This window comes from Streptomyces sp. NBC_00102, from assembly GCF_026343115.1.
In the GTDB taxonomy this organism is placed as follows: Bacteria; Actinomycetota; Actinomycetes; order Streptomycetales; family Streptomycetaceae; genus Streptomyces.
In genome coordinates this window covers 4,654,521-4,673,480 of sequence record NZ_JAPEMC010000001.1, presented here as the reverse complement: position 1 = coordinate 4,673,480, position 18,960 = coordinate 4,654,521, and the positions used below count along the sequence as shown (strand labels likewise).

Below are 18,960 nucleotides of genomic sequence, written 5' to 3'. Positions count from 1 at the left end.
GCTCGTGACCGAGGAGACCCGCAAGCTTCCGTACACCACGAACAACGCCGGAATTCCGGTGGAGAGCGACGAACATTCGCTCACCGTCGGCGCGGACGGCCCGATCCTTCTCCAGGATCACTATCTGATCGAGAAGATGGCCCAGTTCAACCGTGAACGGGTCCCCGAGCGGGTGGTGCACGCCAAGGGCTCGGGGGCGTACGGCACGTTCGTCGTGACCAACGACGTGAGCCAGTTCACCAAGGCGGATCTGTTCCAGCCGGGCAAGCGCACTGACATGCTGGCGCGCTTCTCGACGGTCGCCGGTGAGCAGGGCTCGCCCGACACCTGGCGCGATCCGCGCGGTTTCGCGCTGAAGTTCTACACCGAGCAGGGCAACTACGACATGGTCGGCAACAACACGCCGGTCTTCTTCGTACGGGACCCGATGAAGTTCCAGGACTTCATCCGCTCGCAGAAGCGCCGCCCGGACAGCGGGGTGCGCGACCACGACATGCAGTGGGACTTCTGGACGCTCTCCCCGGAGTCCGCCCACCAGGTCACCTGGCTGATGGGCGACCGGGGCATCCCGAAGACCTACCGGAACATGGACGGCTTCAGCTCGCACACCTACATGTGGGTGAACGCGGGCGGGGAGCGGTTCTGGGTGAAATACCACTTCCAGACCGATCAGGGCATCGACTTCTACACGCAGGCCGACGCCGACGCGATGGCCGGGACCGACGGTGACGTGCACCGCCGGGACCTGTTCGAGGCGATCAAGCGCGGCGATCACCCGAGCTGGACGCTGCGGGTCCAGATCATGCCGTTCGAGGACGCGCCGGACTACCGGTTCAACCCGTTCGACCTGACCAAGGTGTGGCCGCACGGCGACTACCCGCTGACCGAGGTCGGCCGGATGACGCTGAACGAGAACCCGGAGGACTTCTTCGTCCACATCGAGCAGGCGTCCTTCGAGCCGTCGAACCTGGTGCCCGGCATCGGCCCGTCCCCGGACAAGATGCTGCTCGGCCGGCTCTTCTCGTACCCGGACACGCACCGCTACCGGATCGGTCCGAACTACGCGCAGCTCCCGCCGAACCGGCCCCGGCACGGCGTGAACTCGTACTCCAAGGACGGCCCGATGCGGTACGAGCCGACGCGGACGGGAGCGGTGTACGCGCCGAACTCGTACGGCGGTCCGGACGCGGACACCGCCCGGTTCGGGGACCCCGCCGGGTGGGCGACGGCGGGCGAGATGGTCCACGAGGCCTACAAGCCGCACCGCGAGGACGACGACTGGGGCCAGGCGGGCACGCTGGTGCGCCAGGTCCTGGACGACGCGGCGCGCGAGCGGCTCGTCTCGAACATCTCCGGCCATCTGCTGGACGGGGTGAGCGCCCCGGTGCTGGAGCGCGCGCTCCAGTACTGGCGCAATGTCGACAAGGACCTGGGCGACCGGGTCGCGAAGAAGGTCAACGGCGGCTGACGGGCATCCCGAACGGGTGAGGGGCGGTACCGGATCACCTCCGGTACCGCCCCTCACCCGTGTGTGCGGGCCCGCCCGCCGCGGCTCAGCCCAGCAGGCCGGTGCCGCCGGGGCGTCCGCCCGGCTCGACGGTGGCGCCGCCGTCCCCCGGGTCGTACCCGTCGGAGGGCGACTCGCTGGGCTCGACGGGGGTCGACTCGCTCGGGTCGGGCGACGGGGTCTCGGTCTCCGTCGGCTCCTCCGAGGGCGTCGCCGACGGGGTCGGGGTCGTCTCGCTCGGCGTCGGGGTGGGCGAGGCCGACTCGGTCGGGGTCGGCGGCGGGGTGTAGGGCACCTCGCCCTTCTCCACGTCCTCCAGGTCGAACTGCGCGTCGGAGCCGCCGTTCAGCGCCCCCAGCGTGTAGTCGGCCCAGATCCGGGCGGGGAAGCCACCACCGTTGGCGCGGCCGGAGTTGGCGGTGCCGGTCAGGCTGACCTGGCCGCCGCCCTCCTTCGTCGACTCGCCGTAGAGCGCCACGACGGTGGTCAGCTCGGGGGTGTAAGCGGCGAACCAGGCGGCCTTGTTGTTCTCGGACGTACCGGTCTTGCCCGCCGCCTCGTACGCGGTGGTGTTGGCGGCCTGTCCGGACCCGGAGTCGATGACCCCGGTCATCGCCTTGGTCACGGTGTCGGCCGACTTGCGGCTGATCACCTGCTTGCCGATGCCCTTCACCTCGTCCGCCGAGCGGTCGCGGTGCTCGGCGGACTTCACGATGAACGGCGTGACCTTCTTGCCGTGGTTGTCGAGGGTGGCGTAGGCCCCGGCCATGTCCTTGGTCGACGCGTTCATGGTGCCGAGGGTGATCGCGGGACGCTCGGGGAAGTTCTTGTCCGGCAGGCCGAGGCTCAGCGCGGTCTTCTTCACCTTGTCGGGACCGACGTCGACGACCATCTGCGCGAAGACGGAGTTGACCGAGGCGTTCAGCGCCTTCTGCACGCTGATGTCGCCGTAGTTCTGGTCGTCCTCGTTCTGCGGGGCGAAGGGGGTGTCGCTGCCGACGACCGGCCGCTCGCTGGTGCCGTCGTAAGTCGTGTTCAGGCCGATCAGGTCGCCGTCCTGGGTGGTGGACTCGTTCTCCAGGGCGGAGGCGAGCACCAGCGGCTTGAAGGTGGAGGCGGGCTGGTAGTCGGTGCGGGTGGCGTTGTTGAAGTAGTGCTGGGTGTAGCCGACCCCGCCGTACATGGCGACGATCGCGCCCGTCTTCGGGTCGACCGAGGTGGCGCCCGCCTGGACGGTGGCGTCGACCTTGTTGTTCTTCCGGTCGAGCTTCGACTCCAGCTGGTCGTCGACCGACTTCTCCAGCTGCTTCTGGCGCTTCTTGTCGATGTTGAGCGTGATGGTCCAGCCGCCGGCTTCGAGCTGTTCCTCGGTGACGCCCTGGTCCTTGAGCTCGGCCTTGGCCTCTTCGACGAGGTAGCCGGTCTGGCCCTCCATGCCGGGTGCGGCCTTGGGTGCCTTCGGGACGGGAAACTCCTGGCCCTGGCGGTCGGCGCTGCTGAGCCAGCCCTTCTCCACCATGTTGTCCAGGGTGTAGGCCCAGCGTGCCTTGACCAGGCGCTTGCCGGTCGGGGTCGCGGTGGCCCAGTCGTACTGGCTGGGGGCCTGGAGCAGCGACGCGAGGTAGGCGCCCTGGGAGACGTTGAGCTTGGAGGCGTCCACGCCGTAGTACGCCTGGGCGGCGGCCTGGATGCCGCTGGCGCCGCGGCCGTAGAAGGCGGTGTTGATGTACCCCGCGAGGATGTCGTCCTTGCTCATCTTCTGGTCGACCTTGAGCGAGATCACCAGTTCCTTGAGCTTGCGGGAGACCGTCGCGTCCTGCGTGAGGTAGTAGTTCTTCACGTACTGCTGGGTGATGGTCGAGCCACCCTGCTTGCCCTTGCCGGACAGGGTGCTGATCAGGGCACGGGTGGTGCCCTTCAGGTCGACGCCCTTGTCCTGGTAGAAGGACTTGTTCTCGGCGGCGACGAAGGTGTGCTGGACCGCCTTCGGGACCTGCGCGAGGTCGACGATCTCGCGGTTGACCTCGCCGGTGCGGGCGAGGACGGTGCCGTCGCTGTACTTGTAGACGTTGCTCTGCTTCTGGGCCTGGGCGTTCGCCTCGGGCACCGGTACGTAGAGGTACAGCACCACGAAGGCACCCATCACCAGCAGGCAGAGACCGAAGAAGGTGCCCAGGACTCGCTTCCAGGTGAAGAGGCCGCGTATGCCGCCCTTCTTGCCGGCCCGCGCCTCGCGGCCGCGGGCACGTCGCTCATCCGCTCGCCCCATCGCTGTGTCGCTCCTGTTTCTCGGTCGGTCCCCCGTGGCCCGTTCGGTCCCGCCGGCTGGGCCGTCGGTCCGTTCGTGAGCCCTGCCGTCAGTTCTGCCGTCAGCTCTGCCCAGCCAAGACAGCTAACACTGTCAGGACGGACAAAAAGCAAGCGATCCGCCCTTTTCCGGACGTGAGAATCAGCACCCCCGTCTCAAGGAACCGACTCCCCGGAGGGCTCCATGGTTGCGAAAAGCATTAATGTGATATCACTCTGAGAGCTAGGAACTGCTCGGGACTTCCCTGCGGACGCAGGGAAGTCGGACGAATCGGGGGACCCCTTGTCCGAACAGCACGACGACCGCCGGCCGATCACGCCCACACCCACGCCCACCACCGATCTGCCCGTCGACGCACCGCAGTTGCCGGCCCCGCAGGTCAGGGAGGTGACCGCGCACTCCATCCCGGGCGGCCTCGGCCTGCTGCTCACCGTGGTCGGCGTCCTCGTCGGCGTCGGCGTGATCGTCATCGGCGGCGTGACCGGCTCGGGCGGCAACGACGGCGCCGGCGCGGCCCTGGTGATCGTCGGCATCCTGCTCGTCATCGCCTCCTTCTTCTGCATGAGCGGGGTGAAGATGGTCGCGCCCGGCGAGGCCCGCGTCATCCAGCTCTTCGGCCGGTACGTCGGCACCATCCGGACCGACGGCCTGCGCTGGATCAACCCGCTCACCAGCAGCCGGAAGATCTCCACCCGGGTCCGCAACCACGAGACCGCGGTGCTCAAGGTCAACGACGCCTACGGCAACCCGATCGAGCTCGCCGCGATCGTCGTCTGGAAGGTCGAGGACACCGCACAGGCGCTCTTCGAGGTGGACGACTTCCTGGAGTTCGTCGCCACCCAGACCGAGGCGGCCGTCCGGCACATCGCCATCGAGTACCCGTACGACGCCCACGAGGAGGGCGGCCTCTCGCTGCGCGGCAACGCCGAGGAGATCACCGAGAAGCTGGCCGTCGAGCTGACCGCCCGGGTGCGGGCGGCGGGGGTCCAGATCATCGAGTCGCGCTTCAGCCACCTCGCGTACGCCCCCGAGATCGCCTCGGCGATGCTCCAGCGCCAGCAGGCCGGGGCGGTCGTGGCGGCCCGCCAGCAGATCGTGGAGGGCGCGGTGGGCATGGTCGAGATGGCGCTCACCCGGATCGCCGAGCAGGACATCGTGGAGCTGGACTCGGAGCGCAAGGCGGCCATGGTCAGCAATCTGATGGTGGTGCTCTGCGGGGACCGCGCCGCGCAGCCGGTCCTGAACACGGGCACGCTCTACCAGTGACCGAGGAGACCGCCGGGCGCGGGCCGCGACAGCGCAAGCAGATGCTGCTGCGGCTCGACCCCGCCGTGCACGACGCGCTGGCGCGCTGGGCCTCCGACGAGCTGCGCAGCGCCAACGCGCAGATCGAGTTCCTGCTGCGGCGGGCGCTGGCGGAGGCGGGCCGACTGCCCGGCGCGACGGCGCCCATCGCGCGCCGGGGGCGCCCGCCGAAGGCGCCCGGCCCAAAGCCGGAGGCGCCGGCGCCCCCGACGGAGTGAGGGGACGCGCCCGCCTCGGGCGCGCTCTCCCGCCCTTTCCGGCCAGCTATACACAGTAGGTATACACGCCGTGTAGAGTGCTCCGCATGTCTATCGGTCACACCCTGCTCGGACTCCTGGAGTCCGGCCCCCGCCACGGTTACGACCTGAAGCGCACCTTCGACGAGAAGTTCGGCCACGACCGCCCGCTGCACTACGGGCAGGTCTACTCGACCATGTCCCGGCTGCTGAAGAACGGGCTCGTCGAGGTCGACGGCGTGGAGAGTGACGGAGGTCCCGAGCGCAAGCGGTACGCCATCACGGACGCCGGGATCACGGACGTCTCGGCCTGGCTCGCCCAGCCCGAGAAGCCGGAGCCGTACCTCCAGTCGACGCTGTACACCAAGGTGGTGCTGGCGATCCTGACCGGCCGCGGCGCCGCCGGGGTGCTGGACGCGCAGCGCGTCGAGCACCTGCGGCTGATGCGGACGCTGACGGAGCGCAAGCGCGGCGGGGACCTCGCCGACCAGCTCATCTGCGACCACGCGCTCTTCCACCTGGAAGCCGATCTGCGGTGGCTGGAACTGACCGCCGCCCGGCTCGACAAGCTCGCCGAGGTGATCGCCCCATGAGCACCCATGGCCCTCTGAACACCACTGGCCCTCTGAACACCACTGGCCCGCTGAACACCACCGGCCCGCTGAACACCACCGGCCTCATAGGCCCCGCCGGCCCCCTGCTCGCCGCCCGCGACCTGCGGAAGACGTACGGCACGACGCCCGCGCTCGACGGCGCGTCCTTCTCCGTCCGCCCCGGCGAGGTCGTCGCGGTGATGGGCCCCTCCGGCTCCGGCAAGTCCACGCTGCTGCACTGCCTCGCCGGGATCATCACGCCCGACTCCGGCTCGGTCGAGTACGCGGGCCGCGAGCTCTCCACGATGTCCGACGCGGAACGCAGCGCCCTGCGCCGCACCGAGTTCGGGTTCGTCTTCCAGTTCGGCCAGCTCGTCCCCGAGCTGACCTGTGTGGAGAACGTGGCGCTCCCGCTGCGGCTGAGCGGCGTCCGCCGCAAGGACGCGGAGCGGACCGCGCTGCACTGGATGGAGCGGCTGGAGGTCGAAAACGTGGCCGGAAATCGCCCCGGCGAGGTCTCCGGCGGCCAGGGGCAGCGCGTCGCCGTGGCCCGGGCCCTGGCCTCCTCCCCCAAGGTGCTCTTCGCCGACGAACCGACCGGGGCGCTGGACTCCCTCAACGGCGAGCGGGTCATGGAGCTGCTCACCGAGGCCGCCCGCTCCGCCGGTACCGCCGTGGTGCTGGTGACCCACGAGGCGCGGGTCGCCGCCTACTCCGACCGTGACGTGACCGTCCGGGACGGCCGGGCCACCGACCTGGAGTACGCCCTGTGACCGAGCCCGGCCCCCGGGGTGCGCCCGTCGCCGCCCCCCGCACACGTACTCCTGCCCGGCTCCGGGACCTCGGGCTCGGCGTCCGGTTCGCCGCGGCGGGCGGCCGGGAGGGCTGGACGCGGACGCTGCTCACCGCCGTCGGCGTGGGCATCGGCGTGCTGGTGCTGCTCGTCGCCTCCGCCGTCCCGCACCTGCTGGAGACGCGCGACGATCGCAGCGAGGCCCGCTCGGAGAGCCTGTCCTCCCTCGCGCCCGACACCAACGAGAAGACGGACCGCACGGTCCTCGTCACACGGATCGACACCGAGTTCCGCAACCGCGCGGTCCAGGGCGTGCTGATGCGCGCCGAGGGCTCGCACCCGGTGCTGCCACCGGGCCTGCCGCGCGTCCCCGCCGCCGGGCGGATGTACGTCTCGCCCGCCCTCGCCGAGATGCTGGACGCCCCGGACGGACGCCTGCTGCGCGAGCGTCTGCCGTACCCCGTCGACGGCACTATCTCCGACGCGGGGCTGGTCTCCCCCGGCGAACGCCTTTTCTACCTGGGCAGTTCCACTCTCGACCGGGCGAACGGCGGCCACCGGCTGAACAGTTACGGCGGCGGACTGCCCGTCCCTCCGCTCAGCCCGCTGCTCCTCGTGCTCGGCGTGATGGTCGGCGTGGTGCTCCTGATGCCGGTGGCCATCTTCATCGCCACCGCTGTCCGGTTCGGAGGGGACCGCCGGGACCGCCGACTCGCCGCGCTGCGTCTGGTGGGCGCGGACATCCGCTCGGTCCGCTGGATCGCGGCGGGAGAGGCACTGTTCGGCGCGCTCCTCGGGCTGGTCTGCGGGGTGGCCCTCTTCGTGGCCGGGCGGCCGTTCGTCGGCTCCCTCTCGGTCTGGGATCAGAGCGTCTTCCCCGCCGACCTCGCCCCTTCCGCTCCCCTGGTCGCGCTGGTCCTGTGCGCCGTCCCGGTCTGCGCGGTGCTGGTGACCCTGGTCGCCATGCGGTCCGTGGTGGTGGAGCCGCTGGGTGTCGTACGGGACGCGGGCGGCCGGAAGCGGCGGCTCTGGTGGCGGCTGGTGGTGCCGCTGGCCGGGCTCGGTGTCTTCGCCGCACAGGGCAGGGCGCCCGACGACGGCACGGCCGAGGCGGCCCCCGTCGTGATCGGCGCGGTGCTCGTCCTGGGCGGACTGGCGCTGCTGCTGCCCTGGGCGCTGGAGGCGTGCGTGAGCAGGCTGCGCGGCGGCCCGGTGCCCTGGCAGCTGGCCGGGCGCCGGCTCCAGCTGAGCTCGGGGGCGGCGGCGCGGACGGTCAGCGGGATCACGGTGGCGGTGGCGGGCGCGGTGGCGCTCCAGATGCTGTTCGCCTCGATGAACACCGACTTCAACCGGATGACCGGCCAGGACCCCACCCGGGCCCAGTTCTACATGGCCTCCCAGAACGTCTCCGGCGAGGGCGCCACCGGCGCGATCGAGTCGCTCCGGTCCACCCGGGGCGTGGAGAAGGTCATCGGCACGGTGGACGTGTTCGCGACCAAGCCGGGCACGTACACCGAGGACGAGGTCCAGCCCACCACCTCGATCACCGTCGGCGACTGCGCGACGCTGAAGGAACTGGCCCGCATCGGCGACTGCGCGGACGGCGACACCTTCGTCGCCCACCCCGCCCACGACCAGGAGATGTCCGACTGGGTCGACAAGGCCGCCCGCAAGGGCGAGCAGGTCGAGATCGACGACTACGGGACCGCCGACGGACCGGTCCGCTGGACTCTTCCGGCGTCGGCGCGGACCGTCGTCGGGCGCCACGACCCCCACGGCGAGGAGACCACGGGCATCCTCGCCACGCTCGGCGCGATCGATCCGGCCACCCTGCCGAGCGCGACGATGGTCCTCCAGGTGAAGATCGACGAGAGCGTGCCGGACGTCTCGGAGTTCGTACGGAACGCGGCGGCCGTGATCGATCCCTCGATGCGGGTCGTCGCCCTGAACTCGACCGAGCGGGACGGCCGGTACGCGAGCATCCAGACCGCCCTCAAGGTCGGCGGAACCGCGGTCCTGCTGCTGATGGCCGCCTCGATGCTGGTGCAGCAACTGGAGCAGCTCCGGGAGCGGCGCAGGCTGCTGTCGGTCCTGGTGGCCTTCGGGACCCGGCGCTCGACGCTGGGCTGGTCGGTGCTCTGGCAGACGGCGATCCCGGTGGGCGTGGGCCTGGTGGTCGCGGTCGCGGGCGGGCTGGCGCTGGGCTGGGGGCTGTCCTGGATGACCGCCAAACCGGTCTCGGACTGGTGGCTGTTCCTGCCCATGGCCGGCGCGGGCGCGAGCGTGATCCTGCTGGTGACGCTGCTCTCGCTGCCGGTGCTCTGGCGCCTGATGCGGCCGGACGGGCTGCGGACGGAGTAGCGGGAGCCGCTCTCGCGGCGGGCGGCGGCCGCCGGGGTCAGTTCTCCCCGGCGGCCGTCATCCGTACCGGCAGCCCGGCCATCGCCTCGCGCAGGGCCTCGGCGAACTGGCCGAACTCCTCGTGGCGGGCGGTCCCGGTGCGCATCGCCAGCGCGATCCGTCGCGAGGGGGCGGGTTCGGCGAAGCACGCGGTGGCCAGTGCCGGGTCGCGACCGGTCTCCACGGTCACGGCGGTGCGGGGCAGCAGCGTGACACCGAGGCCGCCGGCGACGAGTTGCACGAGGGTGGAGAGCCCGGCGGCGGTCGTCGTCACCGGCGTCCCGTCCGTGCGTCCGGCCTCCCGGCATACGTCCAGCGCCTGGTCGCGCAGGCAGTGGCCCTCGTCGAGCAGCAGCAGCGGCAGGTCGCGCAGTTCCTCGCGGGGGATGTCCGAGCGGCCGCCGAGCCGGTGGGCGCGCTCGGTGACCAGCACGAAGTCCTCGTCGAAGAGCGGCAGCTCGGTGACGCCGGGGTGGCCGAGCGGCACGGCGAGCAGCAGCAGGTCGAGCCGTCCGGCGGTGAGCCCCTCCAGCAGCGAGGAGGTCTGTTCCTCGTGCACCTGGGGGTCGAGATCGGGGTACCGGTCGTGGATCAGCCGCAGCACGGTGGGCAGCAGGTACGGGGCGACGGTCGGAATCACCCCGAGCCGCAGCGTGCCGGTGAACGGCGCCCGTACCGCTTCGGCCTCCTCGATGAGCGCGCCGACCGCGTCCATGACGGCTCCGGCGCGGAGCGCGAGGCGTTCGCCCGCCGTCGAGAGCAGCACCTTGCGGGTCGTCCGCTCGATGAGCTGGACACCGAGTGCCTCCTCCAGCGAGGAGACGGCCCCGGAGAGGGCGGGCTGGCTCATCCCGATCGCCGCCGCCGCGTCCCGGAAGTGCAGGTGTTCCGCGACCGCCACGAAGGCGCGCAGCTGGGAGAGGCTGGGTTGTTTGGTCCTGTTGCCCTGGATTGCCTGAGCCACTGATAGGTACCTCCGATCATCGGAACCGAGTGTAGCTATTTCCGTGATCAATGCACTCTGTGCCAAGGTGGAGCCAGTCCAACCCTCCAGGAAGGCCCCCAAAAGGGGAATTCCTGACCTGCTAGGAGATCGTGTGCTCACTGTTGGTGACAAGTTCCCCGAGTTCGACCTGACCGCCTGCGTGTCGCTGGAGAGCGGCAAGGAGTTCGCTCAGATCAACCACAAGACCTACGAGGGGCAGTGGAAGATCGTCTTCGCGTGGCCCAAGGACTTCACCTTCGTGTGCCCGACCGAGATCGCCGCCTTCGGCAAGCTGAACGAAGAGTTCGCCGACCGTGACGCGCAGATCCTCGGCTTCTCCGGCGACTCCGAGTTCGTGCACCACGCCTGGCGCAAGGACCACCCGGACCTGACCGACCTGCCCTTCCCGATGATGGCCGACTCGAAGCACGAGCTCATGCGTGACCTCGGCATCGAGGGCGAGGACGGCTTCGCGCAGCGCGCCGTCTTCATCGTCGACCAGAACAACGAGATCCAGTTCACGATGGTGACCGCCGGTTCCGTGGGCCGTAACCCCAAGGAGGTCCTGCGGGTCCTCGACGCCCTGCAGACCGACGAGCTGTGCCCGTGCAACTGGACCAAGGGCGAGAACACCCTGGACCCGGTCGCCCTCCTCTCCGGCGAGTGAGCTGATACCACCATGGCACTCGACGAACTCAAGTCCGCCATACCGGACTTCGCGAAGGACCTGAAGCTGAACCTCGGTTCGGTCATCGGCAACAGCGAGCTGCCGCAGCAGCAGCTCTGGGGCACCGTGCTCGCCTGCGCGATCGCCTCGCGTTCGCCGAAGGTCCTGCGCGAGCTGGAGCCTGAGGCCAAGGCCAACCTCTCCGCGGAGGCGTACACCGCCGCGAAGTCGGCCGCCGCCATCATGGCGATGAACAACGTGTTCTACCGGACCCGGCACCTGCTGTCGGACCCGGAGTACAACAACCTCCGCGCGGGTCTGCGGATGAACGTCATCGGCAAGCCGGGCGTGGAGAAGGTCGACTTCGAGCTGTGGTCGCTCGCCGTCTCCGCGATCAACGGCTGCGGCCAGTGCCTGGACTCCCACGAGCAGGTGCTCCGCCAGGCCGGCGTGGACCGTGAGACCATTCAGGAAGCCGTGAAGATCGCTTCGGTGATCCAGGCCGTCGGCGTCACCCTCGAAGCCGAGGCCGTGCTCGCCGAATAGGACAGCGGTACCTTGTACGAGAAGGACCCCGTGGACGACCGACCGTCCGCGGGGTCCTTCTTTTCGTGCTTTTCGCGTGCGGTGCCTACGGGGTGTCTTCCGGCTTCTCCGGCTTCCCCTGCTCCCGGGCGGTCCCGGCTTCCTCCGCCGCGTCCTCCCGGCTCCCGGTGGGCGCCTCGCCCGCGGCCGTACCGCTCGTCCTCGTACCGCTCGTCCCCGTCCCGCCCGGCCCGTCCTCGTCTCCCGGGTACGACTCGTCGTACCGGTCCTCGGGCGGGGTGCCGGGGGCGGGGGTGGGTGCCACGTGGAGCGCGGAGGCGCCGTGCGGCTGCGGGGCGTGCCGCTGGGCCTCCTGCCGGCTGTACGACCGCAGGTAGCCGACCACCGTGTTGGTGACGGCGACCAGCGGTACGGCGACCACCGCGCCGCCGATGCCCGCGACCATCCCGCCGGCCGCGACGGAGAGCACCACGGCGAGCGGGTGGACCCGCACCGCCCGGCCGAGGATGAACGGCTGGAGGATGTGCCCCTCGATCTGCTGGACCGCCAGCACCACGATCAGCACCATGAGGGCGGTGAACACCCCCTCGGTGACGAGCGCGACGACCACCGCCAGCGCCCCGGACACCACGGCGCCGACCAGCGGGATGAACGCGAAGAGGAAGATGAACACGGCGAGCGGCACCGCCATCGGCACGTCGAGGAACCAGATCCCGAGCCCGATGAAGATGGCGTCGATCATCGCGACGATCACGGTTCCCCGCACGTAGGCGGTGAGGGTGCGCCAGGCGCGCGGCCCCGCGCCCGCGACGCCCGGACGTGCCTGGGCGGGGACCAGCTTGAGGGTCCACTGCCAGATCCGCTTGCCGTCGTACAGCAGGAAGAGCGTCGAGAACATCGCCAGCAGTATCCCGGTGAGGACCTCGACCATCACCGTGACGCCCTGGAGGCCCGCGGAGGTGATCTCCTCGGTGTTGGTGCCGATGGTGTCGCTGAGGTTCTTGGCGATGTCGTTGATCTGCGACTCGGTGACGTGGAAGGGGCTGTCCAGCAGCCAGCGCTTCAGCTCGTCGATGCCGTCACGGACCTTGTCGGAGAGTGTGTCGAGGTTGTCCATCACCTGCCAGACGACGAACCAGCCGACCAGCCCCATGATGACGAAGCCGAGGACGGCGGTGACCGCCGTGGCCAGACCGCGCGGCAGCCCGTACCGCTTGAGGCGCACCACGGTCGGCTGGAGCAGCGCCGTGACGAGCAGGGCGGCCACGAAGGCGAGCACGACGAGCTGGACGGCGCTGATGACCCGCATCAGCACCCAGAGGGTGCCCGCGAGCACGAGCAGCCGCCAGCCGGCCTCCGCGGCCACCCGCATGCCCCAGGGGATGGAGGTGACCGGGTCGGGCCGGGCGGCGACAGCGGGGGCGTAGGCGGGCGGCGCGGGCACCTGCGCCGCCGATTCGGGGTCGCTCTTCGCGGCCGGGTCGGCCCCGTGCCGATGAGCTGAGTGCGCGTGGTGGTGGCCGGAGTGCGCGTGGACGTGCGGGAAGTGGGCGTGGGCGTGCCCGGACTCCGCCTCCTCGCCCTCGGCTTGCTCCCGCCGTTCCTCCAGGCGGGCCGCCAGGTCCGTCAGTTCGGCCCCGACACGACCGAGCCAACCGGGCAGTTTCGACATGCGTGGTCCCTCTCCCCCGTGGGTGTGCAACGACCATCTACCCCCGAACGGCCGGAATGCGACCGTACATGGGTGTCGCGTCGCACCACGCACGATGCCCCGCACCGTTGAACGGTGCGGGGCATCGAGGAGTTCGGGCGGTGAACCGGCCCGGCCTGGTCTTCAGGCCCGGGGTCCTAGTACCAGTGGTTGGCCTGCCAGAACGACCAGGCGCCGCAGGGGCTCTTGTAGCTGGCGTTCATGTAGCTGAGGCCCCACTTGATCTGGGTGGCCGGGTTGGTCTGCCAGTCGGCACCGGCGGAAGCCATCTTGGAGCCCGGGAGCGCCTGGACCAGGCCGTACGCGCCGGAGGAGGCGTTGACCGCGCGGTAGTTCCAGGTGGACTCGTGGTTCACGATGTTGCTGAAGCACTGGAACTGGTCGGCAGGCATCATCTGCCGCGCCATCGCCTGGACCTCGGCGACGGAGTACGAGCCCTGGGCGGCGAACGACGAGGCGTCGCGCACGGCCGAACGGCTGGCACGCTCGGCGGCGTCCTTGGCCTCCTGGGCTTCCTTCTCGCGCTCCGCCTGGTCCTCGGCCGCCTGCTTCTTGACCTTGGCGTCCTTGGCGGCCTGGAGTCGGGCGGACTCCTCGGCCGACTTCTTCGCGGCGGCGTCGGCGGCGGACGCCTGGGCGTCGGCCTGCTGCGTCAGCGAAGCGGTCTGAACCTGGGCCTGGTGGCCCACGGGAATGTCTGCGAGCAGCGTGGTGTCGGCTGCGGTGGCCTCGAAGTTGTTGTCGTCGACAGCGGGAGTGCTGCCCGAAGCAACGCCTACGACGGCGCCAACGGTGGTGACCGCGGTGGCTGATGCCACTGCGAACCCCCGGACCGAGATCCGGCTCACACGGTGTCCTTCCAGCATCGCCCGCTTAGGTGACCTCGCGGGCGCGATCGTGCCCTCTGACACTGGCCTCCCTACTGCTTGGGTCACGGGAGACACGGGCCCGGTGGGCAACTTCCTCGCGGAAGTGCCGCGTGGTGCTCGCGGGCGGCATACGGAGATCGGTTGTTGAGTTGTGTGGTGCGGAGCGCCTCGGAAGGTGCCCGGTTTCCGTATGCGGGGCCTGACGGAAGCAAGACTCTGCCGGAGAGGGACGCCGAGAAGCAATTCTCTGTTGCGTGGGAAAGCTCACACGCTGCTTATGCCACCCGTTTGACGGAAATGACGGCGCGACATGAAGCCGCCCGGCTAAGCTTCTTCGCTCGCCGGGCGGCTTCATGGACATGCAGGACAGATCGCCGAATCTGTCGTATTTTTATCCTTCTTCGAGCATTTCGGTCACCAGCGCGGCGATTTGTGAACGCTCGGAGCGGGTGAGCGTCACGTGGGCGAAGAGCGGATGACCCTTCAGCTTCTCGACGACGGCGACCACTCCGTCGTACCGGCCGACCCTGAGGTTGTCCCGCTGGGCCACGTCATGGGTGAGCACCACGCGCGAATTCGCCCCGATACGGGACAGAACGGTCAGCAGGACATTGCGTTCGAGTGACTGCGCCTCGTCGACGATCACGAACGCGTCGTGCAGCGAGCGGCCCCGGATGTGGGTGAGCGGCAGGACCTCCAGCATCCCGCGCCCCAGCACCTCCTCGATCACCTCGCGCCCGGCCACCGCCGAGAGCGTGTCGAAGACGGCCTGCGCCCAGGGGCTCATCTTCTCGGCCTCGCTGCCCGGGAGATAGCCCAGCTCCTGCCCGCCGACCGCGTACAGCGGCCGGAAGACCATCACCTTCTGGTGCTGGCGGCGCTCCAGGACGGCCTCCAGGCCCGCGCAGAGCGCCAGCGCCGACTTGCCGGTGCCGGCCCGGCCGCCGAGCGAGACGATGCCGACCTCCGGGTCGAGCAGCAGGTCGAGCGCGATCCGCTGTTCGGCGCTGCGGCCGTGGATGCCGAACGCCTCCCGGTCCCCGCGCACCAGCCGGACGTTGCCCTGCGCGGTGACCCTCCCGAGCGCCTTGCCCCGCTCCGACTGGAGCACGAGCCCCGTGTGCACGGGGAGTTCGGCCGCCTCGGGGACGTACAGCGTCTCCTCCGAGAACAGCAGGTCCACCTGCTCGCCGGAGAGCGGGAGTTCCGCCATCCCGGTGTGACCCGAGTCGGTGATGGCGAGTTCGGCGCGGTACTCCTCGGCGAGCAGCCCGACCGAGGACGCCTTGATGCGCAGCGGAAGGTCCTTGGAGACGACCGTGACGTCGTACCCCTCGGCCTGGAGGTTGCGCGCCACCGCGAGAATCCGTGAGTCGTTGTCCCCCAGCCGGTAGCCGGCGGGCAGAACGCCGGGGTCGGAGTGGTTGAGTTCGACACGGAGCGTGCCGCCCAGGTCCCCGAGGGGGATCGGGGCGTCGAGCCTGCCGTACCGGACGCGGAAGTCGTCCAGCAGGCGCATGGCCTGCCGGGCGAAGTAACCGAGCTCCGGGTGGTGCCTTTTGGCCTCCAGCTCCGTGACGACGACGATCGGCAGCACGACTTCGTGCTCGTCGAAGCGCGTCATGGCGTTGGGGTCGGCCAGCAGGACGCTGGTGTCGAGAACATAGGTGCGCCTGTCGGGCATGCGGCGCTTTGAGCTGGTCACCACGGAAGGACGTACCCCCTCGGACGAGGTCGGGGAGTGCGACGGGCGTCGCGGAACTTCCCGGAGGAAGAGGACGGACCGGGTTCTGGCCCCCACGCGCGGGCCGAACACCGGCCCTCCGCGTCGGCCGTACGGTGCGTACGGTCCTTCGTGTGCAAAGGGCCTCCCGGGTGGACGGTCCGGTGGGCCGTCCACATGCTGCGACGTCCGCCTGGTTGATGACCGGACGTCGACCTGTCAGGGGTATTCCCTCGAACGCCCGAAGCCATGCAACGGGTTGCCCCACCGTCCGGAGGCGCCCAGGTGGACACGTGGCAACCACGGGGCGGCGGACGGTGGACGGCGGCGAGGGCGCCCCCGGTCGACGGGGACGCCCTCGTGGCGGTGGTGCGTACGTGTTTGTGGTGCGTACGTGTTTGTGGTGCGTACGTATATAAGGAGTGGGCGCGGTCCTGCTTCCGGGTGCGGTCGCGTTTCCGGGCGCGGTCCGCTCAGGCGCCGTAGCGGCGGTGGCGGGCCGCGTAGTCCCGCAGCGCCCGCAGGAAGTCGACCTTGCGGAAGGCCGGCCAGAAGACCTCGCAGAAGTAGTACTCGGAGTGAGCGCTCTGCCACAGCATGAATCCGGAGAGGCGCTGCTCCCCGCTCGTACGGATCACGAGGTCGGGGTCGGGCTGACCGCGGGTGTAGAGGTGCTCGGAGATGAGATCGGTGGAGACGACCTCGGCCAGCTCCTCGAAGGTGGTGCCCTTGTCGGCGTGGTCCAGGAGGAGGGAGCGGACGGCGTCGGCGATCTCCTGGCGGCCGCCGTAGCCGACCGCGACGTTCACGATTATTCCGTCGACGTCGGCGGTGGCCTGCTCCGCCTCCTTGAGGACGGTCTGGGTCTGGGCGGGGAGCAGGTCCATGGTGCCGACGTGGTGGACCCGCCAGCGGCCGTCCGCGGCGAGGTTGCTCACGGTGTTCTCGATGATGCCCAGGAGCGGCTTCAGCTCGGCCTCGGGGCGGTCGAAGTTGTCCGTCGACAGCAGCCAGAGGGTGACGACCTCGACGTCGGTCTCGTTGCACCATCCGAGCAGCTCGGAGATCTTGTCCGCACCGGCCTGGTGCCCCTGAACCGCGGAACCACCGGACGCCTTGGCCCAGCGGCGGTTGCCGTCGAGGATGACTCCGATGTGCTTCGGCACCTGCGAGTGGTCCAGCCGGCCTTCCACCCGGCGTGCGTAGAGCCCGTACACCAGGTCGCGCAAGTTCACTGAGTTCACCCTCTCGGTTCCGTTCGGGTCATCGGCCCGCCTGCCCCTGTCACAGGGGTACGGGGCCGTCCCGTGGGGGGTTCGCCGCCATGTCCGCACGGCCCCGCGCGGACGTGTGCCGCGCCTCGCGCCGGCATTCCCCGAAGCCGTCACATTACTGCGGGAAGGCGGCACGGGCCCAACCCGGTCTGTCACAACTCCGCGAAAACCAGAGAAATGTGAGCACTCTCCCGCCGCCCGCGACCCCTCGTACCACCGTGTCGTGCGACGACTCCGGGGAGTACAGGGCGCGCGCCGGTGGCGCGGTGACACGGGAGGACCCACGCCCGGACGGGGCCACGACGACGCGCCGGGGAGACGGATACGTGCGGGGCACGGGCCGGGGGCACGGGCCGGGGAGACGGATACGTGCCGGGGGCACGGGCCGGGGAGACGGATACGTGCCGGGGGCACGGGCCGGGGCCGCACAAAAAAACCGGGCCGGTCCGTGGGGGGGATACGGACCGGCCCGAGGGGGGGAGCTTCACCCTAACCCTTCGTGAGCGTTCTCGCCCACCACGCCACTCCACAACTACTCTCCGGATTCGCCGGACTCCGTTCCGGGCAGGGAATCCGGCATTCCGGGGCGTGTGGGGCGCAGTGAGGGCGCAGGGCGTGCCGAGGGCGCGGGCTCGTTCACGCGGGGTGGAAGCGGATGACGAGCGCGTCCCCGGCGACGACCACGAAGTCGCCGTTCTCGCAGTGGATGACGGCCTCGCGCACCTCGTCGTGGTCGCCCCGGTCCTCCTGGGCCCCGGTGACCGTCCAGCGTCCCCCGTAGGGCGCGGGCGGCAGGCTGTTCAGCGGGCCGTGCGCCCAGAGTCCGGCGGGCACGCACCACTCGGGGAGCCGGGGCCAGGTGCCGGCGGTCACACGGAGCGTCCGGTCGCTGGCGCAGGTCATCAGGACGGACCGGTCGTCGTCCAGGACGAACTCCACCGCTTCGGGGCCGCCGGCCCGGCCGTCCGGGCGGTAGAAGACGCCGTGGACGCCGATGATCCGGGCGCCCCGGAGCCAGTCGGATCTGCCCGAGCGGTGCCGGCCAGCCGTCCCCCCGGACTGCTCGCTCCCCACGCCACGCTCCCTCTCTCCGTAGGATTCGTCCAGGATCGCACTGTGCGGCACAAGACGGCTCGGGGGGAGGGAGGTTAATGAATTCCTCACCCAAAGCTGTTGTGCGGGTGGCCTGTCGGCCTGCGTGCCTCGATGAGGAAACGCGTGGTGCGGGCGGTGAACGGCCCCTCGGTCTCGATCCGCCGGTGCAGCGACTCCAGTTGCGGCCGGTAGGCGTCGACGGTGAAGCCCGGAACCATCCAGACGACCTTGCGGAGAAAGTAGACGACGGCCCCGATGTCGAAGAACGCGGTGTGCAGCGACTCCGACCGGAGGTCGGTCACCACGAGTCCTGCCGCTTCGGCGTCGGCGCGCGCCCGCTCGGGGTCGCGGGCCTCGTACGCCGAGGGCGGCAGCGGACGGAAGTGCTCGACGAGCTCGAAGACGCTCGCCCGGCCGACCTGCTGGGAGAAGTACGTACCGCCCGGGGCGAGCACCCGGGCGATCTCCTGCCACCACGTGGTCACCGGGTGACGGCTGACCACCAGGTCGAAGGCGCCGTCCCCGAACGGCAGCGGCGGCTCGTCGGAGTCCACCACCACGACCGCCCCGCGCGGATGGAGCAGACCGGTGGCGCGGGCCACGTTCGGCGGCCAGGACTCGGTGGCCACCATGAGCGGTGGAAGAACGGGGGCCGAGGCGAGCACCTCTCCGCCGCCGGTCTGGATGTCCAGCGCCGCGGTGGCCCGCCCGAGCCGGTCGGCCATGGCACGGGCGTACCCCCACGAGGGGCGCTGCTCGGTCGCCCGTCCGTCCAGCCAGGAGAAGTCCCAGCCGTCCACCGGTACCGCCTCCGCCTCGGCCACCAGGGTGGCGAAGCGGTCGGCCGAGGCACCCGTGAGGGGCGGGGACGTCGCGGCGTTCTCGTGGGGTCCTGACATCTCCGCAGGGTCTCAGAACCGGCATGGCGGCCGCGAACGGTTTTGGGGT

At 70.3% G+C, this 18,960-nt stretch carries 15 protein-coding genes and 2 pseudogenes; 9 read left to right on the top strand and 8 right to left on the bottom strand.

Annotated features, from left to right (window positions below; genetic code table 11):
• Nucleotides 1-4: 4 nt before the first annotated feature.
• A complete protein-coding gene (locus OHA55_RS20980) occupies nt 5-1,468 on the top strand; it encodes a catalase (RefSeq protein ID WP_266708549.1) in 1,464 nt (487 codons plus the stop codon).
• A gap of 85 nt (nt 1,469-1,553) precedes the next feature.
• Here OHA55_RS20980 and OHA55_RS20975 read toward each other — a convergent pair whose 3' ends face one another.
• On the bottom strand, nt 1,554-3,776 hold the full coding sequence (locus tag OHA55_RS20975; RefSeq protein ID WP_266708547.1) for a transglycosylase domain-containing protein: 2,223 nt from the start codon (nt 3,774-3,776) through the stop codon (nt 1,554-1,556).
• Nucleotides 3,777-4,097: 321 nt separating this feature from the next.
• Between OHA55_RS20975 and OHA55_RS20970 the strand changes: the two genes are divergently transcribed.
• The 6 genes and pseudogenes from OHA55_RS20970 to OHA55_RS36585 all read left to right on the top strand — a co-directional run bounded on the left by OHA55_RS20970 (nt 4,098) and on the right by OHA55_RS36585 (nt 9,103).
• The gene (locus OHA55_RS20970) at nt 4,098-5,081 is read left to right on the top strand and encodes an SPFH domain-containing protein (protein ID WP_266708545.1); all 984 of its coding nucleotides are present in this window, start codon (nt 4,098-4,100) and stop codon (nt 5,079-5,081) included.
• Nucleotides 5,078-5,338, top strand: a complete 261-nt coding sequence (locus OHA55_RS20965; protein WP_266708543.1) for a hypothetical protein — start codon at nt 5,078-5,080, stop codon at nt 5,336-5,338. Before OHA55_RS20970 ends, OHA55_RS20965 begins: the two co-directional genes overlap by 4 nt.
• Before the next feature lie 86 nt (nt 5,339-5,424).
• A complete protein-coding gene (locus tag OHA55_RS20960; RefSeq protein ID WP_266708538.1) occupies nt 5,425-5,949 on the top strand; it encodes a PadR family transcriptional regulator in 525 nt (174 codons plus the stop codon).
• Between the two features lie 86 nt (nt 5,950-6,035).
• The gene (locus OHA55_RS20955) at nt 6,036-6,722 is read left to right on the top strand and encodes an ABC transporter ATP-binding protein (protein ID WP_266710863.1); all 687 of its coding nucleotides are present in this window, start codon (nt 6,036-6,038) and stop codon (nt 6,720-6,722) included.
• 338 nt (nt 6,723-7,060) lie between these two features.
• Nucleotides 7,061-7,696 (top strand): annotated as a pseudogene (locus tag OHA55_RS36590) (FtsX-like permease family protein); the annotation flags it as partial.
• A gap of 687 nt (nt 7,697-8,383) precedes the next feature.
• On the top strand, nt 8,384-9,103 hold the full coding sequence (locus OHA55_RS36585) for an FtsX-like permease family protein (RefSeq protein WP_353963493.1): 720 nt from the start codon (nt 8,384-8,386) through the stop codon (nt 9,101-9,103).
• Nucleotides 9,104-9,140: 37 nt separating this feature from the next.
• On the opposite strand, the gene OHA55_RS20945 is transcribed toward OHA55_RS36585, so the two are convergent.
• The gene (locus OHA55_RS20945; protein ID WP_266708534.1) at nt 9,141-10,106 is read right to left on the bottom strand and encodes a hydrogen peroxide-inducible genes activator; all 966 of its coding nucleotides are present in this window, start codon (nt 10,104-10,106) and stop codon (nt 9,141-9,143) included.
• Nucleotides 10,107-10,239: 133 nt separating this feature from the next.
• On the opposite strand from OHA55_RS20945, the gene OHA55_RS20940 reads away from it, so the two are divergent.
• Entirely contained in the window at nt 10,240-10,794 is a 555-nt protein-coding gene (locus OHA55_RS20940; protein WP_266708532.1) for a peroxiredoxin, read from the top strand.
• A gap of 12 nt (nt 10,795-10,806) precedes the next feature.
• Complete coding sequence (locus tag OHA55_RS20935; RefSeq protein WP_266708530.1) at nt 10,807-11,340, top strand: alkyl hydroperoxide reductase; 534 nt, start codon at nt 10,807-10,809, stop codon at nt 11,338-11,340.
• A gap of 295 nt (nt 11,341-11,635) precedes the next feature.
• On the opposite strand, the pseudogene OHA55_RS20930 reads toward OHA55_RS20935, so the two are convergent.
• From OHA55_RS20930 to OHA55_RS20905, 6 genes and pseudogenes are all read right to left on the bottom strand, one after another.
• A pseudogene (locus OHA55_RS20930) lies at nt 11,636-13,012 on the bottom strand (AI-2E family transporter); the annotation flags it as partial.
• A 176-nt stretch (nt 13,013-13,188) separates the two neighbouring features.
• Nucleotides 13,189-13,899 carry a transglycosylase SLT domain-containing protein gene (locus OHA55_RS20925; protein WP_266708526.1) on the bottom strand — a complete coding sequence of 237 codons (711 nt, stop codon included), beginning with the start codon at nt 13,897-13,899 and terminating at the stop codon, nt 13,189-13,191.
• A 412-nt stretch (nt 13,900-14,311) separates the two neighbouring features.
• Nucleotides 14,312-15,628 (bottom strand): PhoH family protein, encoded by a 1,317-nt coding sequence (locus OHA55_RS20920; protein WP_266708525.1) that lies wholly within the window; start codon nt 15,626-15,628, stop codon nt 14,312-14,314.
• Nucleotides 15,629-16,116: 488 nt separating this feature from the next.
• The gene (locus OHA55_RS20915) at nt 16,117-16,878 is read right to left on the bottom strand and encodes an isoprenyl transferase (RefSeq protein WP_266710861.1); all 762 of its coding nucleotides are present in this window, start codon (nt 16,876-16,878) and stop codon (nt 16,117-16,119) included.
• A 675-nt stretch (nt 16,879-17,553) separates the two neighbouring features.
• Entirely contained in the window at nt 17,554-17,991 is a 438-nt protein-coding gene (locus OHA55_RS20910) for a hypothetical protein (protein ID WP_266708523.1), read from the bottom strand.
• A gap of 86 nt (nt 17,992-18,077) precedes the next feature.
• A complete protein-coding gene (locus OHA55_RS20905; RefSeq protein WP_266708521.1) occupies nt 18,078-18,911 on the bottom strand; it encodes a class I SAM-dependent methyltransferase in 834 nt (277 codons plus the stop codon).
• Nucleotides 18,912-18,960: the final 49 nt, after the last annotated feature.